2 protein-coding genes are annotated in these 5234 nt (G+C 40.2%); both read left to right on the top strand.

The window, feature by feature from the left end; genetic code table 11:
* Window positions 1–310 precede the first annotated feature (310 nt).
* The gene (locus tag ACFQ2O_RS19765) at window positions 311–3412 is read left to right on the top strand and encodes a SusC/RagA family TonB-linked outer membrane protein (protein ID WP_377532104.1); all 3102 of its coding nucleotides are present in this window, start codon (window positions 311–313) and stop codon (window positions 3410–3412) included.
* 19 nt (window positions 3413–3431) lie between these two features.
* Window positions 3432–4928, top strand: coding sequence for a SusD/RagB family nutrient-binding outer membrane lipoprotein (locus ACFQ2O_RS19760; protein ID WP_377532102.1), 1497 nt, complete (start codon window positions 3432–3434; stop codon window positions 4926–4928).
* The last annotated feature ends 306 nt before the right edge of the window (window positions 4929–5234 follow it).

Below are 5234 nucleotides of genomic sequence, written 5' to 3'. Positions count from 1 at the left end.
GCTACTGCATATTATTGGGAAAAGTTACAGGATTTATTTGAGCAAAGTAGTTGTAAACCTGGTTTTATTAGTTTCTGTAACTGCTAGTACACTTCATAAATCAGTTATGATATCATGTTAAAAGCAAAATAACTGACATTCCATTAACAGACTTGACGGGCATGATTAAGCAGCTTTTATAAAGCAGCCTAATCGTAGTACAATTTAAAAATATCCGCATGGCACGGAGTGGCGAAGCTTTGTCTATACTTTACTTAACCTAATAATTTCTAACCAACAATCCAATTCACCTTAATCCAAACTATTAGCAATGAGAAAATTACTACTAATGAGTTTTGTGATGGTGCTGACACTGCTGCAACAGGCTTACGCCCAGAGCAAAACAGTGACTGGCACAGTTACAGACCAAAGCACAGCGCAGCCACTGCCAGGAGTTGCAGTGATTGTAAAAGGTACGACTGTAGGCACAACTACAGGAGCAGATGGTACATATTCAATTAGCGTACCGGCAAATAGTAATACATTAGAATTCCGTTTTATAGGCTTCACCACAATTGAACGGGCAATCGGAAATGCAAGTTCAGTTAGTGTTAGTATGAAAACGGATGTAACACTGCTGAATGAAGTAGTTGTAACAGCATTAGGTATCCAGAGAGATAAGAAAGATCTAGGTTACTCTGTAGGTACTGTAAAGGCTGAAGAGCTGACAGTAGGCCGACCAACAAACGTTGTGAATGCTCTGTCAGGTAAAGTGGCCGGTGTGAGAATATCCAGTGCCAGCGGCATGGTAGGCTCATCTTCTGGCGTTTTTATCCGCGGTAACACGACCTTTACAAATAGCAATCAGCCGTTATTCGTTGTTGATGGTGTTCCAATTGACAACGGTGGTGGTACAAACGCATTACAAACAGGTGTATCAAATTCTAACCGTGCTATTGACCTTAACCAGGATGATATTGAGTCAATTAACGTTTTGAAAGGACCTGCTGCTGCGGCTCTTTATGGCTCCCGTGCTGCATCTGGTGCAATTATCATTACTACAAAAAAAGGTAAAGCTGGACAGAAAAATCGTGTAGAGTTTAATACTTCTTACAACTTAGTAGAAGTTAACAGGTTCCCAGATTGGCAAAATGAATACGCGCAAGGCACAGGTGGTAACTTTATTCCTACTAGTAACTTATCCTGGGGACCACGTATTGCAGGCCAGACAGTGAAAAACTTTAGAGGTGAAGACGAAGCTTTAACAGCTTATCCTGATAACATCAAAGATATTTTCAAAACCGGCACAAACCTTCAGAACACTATAAGCTTGAGCGGGGGCGGTGAAACCTCTAGCTATAGATTATCTTATGGTAACACTACTGAAAGTGGTATACTGGACAACAACGAATTAAATAGAAATAACATAACATTTAACGGTTCTGCTGATATCTCCTCTAAGTTAACTTCAGGCATCAGCATGCAGTATATTAACTCTAATTCCGAGCGTACGCAGGTGGGTAACCAATTATCTAATCCATTCTTCAGAGGCTGGTTTATACCTCGTAACATCAACCTGTCAGGTATACCATACCAGGATGCCAATGGAGATCAAATTTATTTTGATGCAGTAGATAACCCTTACTGGACCATTGCCAATAACACATACGAAGATGAAGTAAACCGTATTATCGGTAACGTAAATTTAAAGTATGAACTGTTGCCTTGGTTAAGTGCTAACTATCGCTTAGGTGTTGATACATATAACCTAGTGGCAAAAGGATATGACCAAATTGGAGCTAGAGGAGCTGCTAACGTATCTGCAGGTGGCACAGGTGGTATTTATGACCAGAGCTACTTATCAAGAAACGTAAACTCTAACTTTATACTATCAGGTCGCCAGAAATTTGGTACTGATTTTGATTTTAGCTTCAATGTTGGTAACGAAATAGTTCATACTTCTAGCAAAAACGTTACTGTTACAGGTAAGACGTTAGGCATCAGAGATCTGAAGAATATTTCTAATGCTTCCATCGTTACATCTTCTGCTAATACTAACAGACAGAGACTAATCGGTGTATTTGCAGATGCAACACTGGGTTACAAAGGTTACATGACAGTAAACTTCACAACTAGAAATGACTTCTCTTCTACTTTTGGTGAAGACGAGAACTCATACTTCTATCCATCTGTAGCTGTAAGCTTTATTCCAACAGAGGCTTTCCCTGTGCTTAAGAACGATGTGATTGAGTTTATGAAGATCAAGGCTAACTACGCTAAAGTAGGTAAAGAAGCTGATCCATATTCTACAAATACTTATTTCGCTCAAGCTGCTGCATCAGATGGTTTCGGCCCATCTATCGTGTTTCCTTATAACAGCCTTGGTGGTAGAACATTAAGTAACCAATCTGGGGATCCTAACCTGAGACCTGAGTTTACTACATCTAAAGAAGTAGGCCTGGAAATGCAGTTCTTCAAGAACCGTTTGAGTTTCGAAGCGAACTACTATGAAACAGAGTCTACTGAATTGATATTTAGTGTGCCTGTTTCAAGTTCATCCGGGTTTACAAGTCAGTTTAAAAATGCCGGATCTTTGAGAAATAGAGGGGTTGAACTTTTAGTTAATGCTACTCCTGTAAAAGCAGGAAGCTTTACCTGGGATATCAGCTTCAACTTCAACAGAAACAGATCTGAGGTTTTACAACTTGCTGATGGTGTTCCAAATATTATCCTGGCTGGTTTCACAACTCCTAACATTCGCCTGGAAGCTGGTCAGCCTTACGGCGTAATGTATGGTTCTGTATTCAAACGCAACGAGAATGGAGAAATGTTGATCAATGCAAATGGTTTACCAACTGTTGATGCAATCTCCGCGAAAATCGGTGATACAAATCCAGACTGGACAGGTGGTATCACAAACAATCTTAGTTTCAAGGGTATCAACTTCAACTTCCTGATTGATATCAGAAAAGGAGGCGATGTATACTCTAGAAACTTAGGTGACTTGATCAGAAGTGGTTCTGTAGCAGAAACTGCTGAATTTGACCGCTTCAATGCAGATGGTACAGTTTCAAAGCCTTATACTTTTGAAGGTGTGATGGCAGATGGATCTAGAAACAGTATTCCTGTATCAGCACAAGATTATTTTACTACACTGCATACTGCCGGCGAGAGCTATGTGTATGATGCTACCTGGATCAGATTAAGAGAAGCTTCTATTAGCTACAGCTTACCTGCAAGCCTGATCCAAAAAACTCCATTCGGAAGATTAGAGATTGGTCTTAACGGCAGAAACTTATTGATGAGAGCTCCAAACTTCCCTCACCTGGACCCAGAGAACAATACTTTAGGTGTAAGTAACGCGCAAGGCTTTGAATTTAACGGTTTGCCACAAACCAGATCTTATGGTGCTTTCTTAAGATTAACACTTTAGTACTTTAAATCGCTTTAAAATGAAAAAATTTAAATATATAGCAGTAGGGCTTGCCGCAACAATGATAATGTCATTGACCTCATGCGATGAGTTTTTGGATGTGAATGTTAACCCAAACAGCCCCACTGCTGCGCCAATTGCGCAGGTGTTAACTAGTGCAACTGTTAATACTGGCTTCCGGAACGGCAGCGATTTGCATCGTTACTCATCTCTGCTGATGCAGCAGTTCTCCGGCCAGGCTGGCCTTACTGTCCAAACAAGAGAGTATCAGCGTTATTTGATTCAGCCATCTGACTTGAATAACATGTATAATGCATTCTATGCTGTTGCACTTCCGGATTTAGAATATATCATCAATAACAGCGAAGGCAATCCGCATTATGCAGGTATAGCTAAAATTCTTAAGGCTTATGCGGTGTCACAGGCTGTTGATATATGGGGCGATGTGCCATACTCTGAAGCATTAAAAGGCACAGCTAACACACAACCTAAACTTGATGATGATGCTGTAATATATGAGCAGATAATAGCCTTGTTGGATGAAGGTATCACTGATGTTAAAGCTACTGCTTCTAACTCGTCTCCGTCAACCAATGAAACTATCTATAAAGGAGACAGAGCGAAGTGGGAGAAGTTTGCAAATACATTGAAGTTGCGCTTATACTTACACTACAGCGAAAAAGACCCAGCATTTGCAAAAGCTAAGATGGATGCTTTGATCGCGAGCAATGCTCCTTTTATGGCATCGAATGCAGATAACTTTGAGATGTCTTTTGTTGATGCAACTGCTTCACAAAATCCAATTCATCAGTTTGAAGTTTCTCGTTTGAACTATACTTTCCCTAACAAGTTCTTGGTTGATTTGATGAACGCTAAAGCTGATCCTAGAAGAGCTACATACTTCACAGATTATCCTTTTGGGTCTGGTCAGTATAAAGGTGCAGCCGCCGGTGATCCAGAATCTATTGCGTACTCACGTCTGCATACTTACTTAAGAGGGACTCTTAAAACTGCCTTGACACCTGATGCTGAACTGCGTATTCCTGCTAGCACAGCAAACAACAATGCTTATACAGGTGCAGCACCTATAAGAATGCTTACCTTTGCTGAGTACAACTTTATTAGAGCTGAGCATGCTTTAAGATTTGGAGGAGGTGCTGCAGTAGCACAGCCATTCTTTAAGGCAGGTATCCAAGCTTCAATGGTAGGAGCCGGTGTAGCTGCTGCCGCTGTAGATACTTATGTTACTCTTAACGGTAACCTTGTAGGTTCAGCTGATGAGATGCTGAAGCAGATCATTACTGAAAAATATATCGCTAACTATGGCGTTGCCTTAGAGCCTTGGACAGACTGGAGAAGAACTGGTTATCCAGCTATTACTCCTGTTTCTACTACCATTGCAGTAACAGATTATATTCCTAGATCACTGTATTATCCAGAAGCAGAAACAAATACCAACCCTAACATCACGCAGAAGCCTGATATGAAGGTGCGAGTATTCTGGGACGTAAAATAAATAGTTAAGTTTTTCTCATAGACTTTAATCCCGCCAGTCATTTGACTGGCGGGATTTTTCTTTTTGTCTGTTCTGCTCTTTGTACTTCACCATTGCTATTGCTACTGGAGCGGGTATTTTATGTGATCCATACTGCTAATGTGCTTAATAAAATTTCATAAGTCACTTGTTAGAAGTATCGAATAAAATTTTCTTCAGCCATAGGCTTATTAAAACAATGCAGGTAATAACTTCTTGATAAAAAATCGCAATCAAATTTATAAAACTTTTTAAGTGCTATAAGTGCCTAATTCATGTAAAGCAGAC

It is taken from the genome of Pontibacter rugosus (assembly GCF_042678745.1).
Classification (GTDB): Bacteria; Bacteroidota; Bacteroidia; order Cytophagales; family Hymenobacteraceae; genus Pontibacter; species Pontibacter rugosus.
Note: the sequence above shows the minus strand (reverse complement) of the source record. Positions and strands in the feature narration are given on the sequence as shown.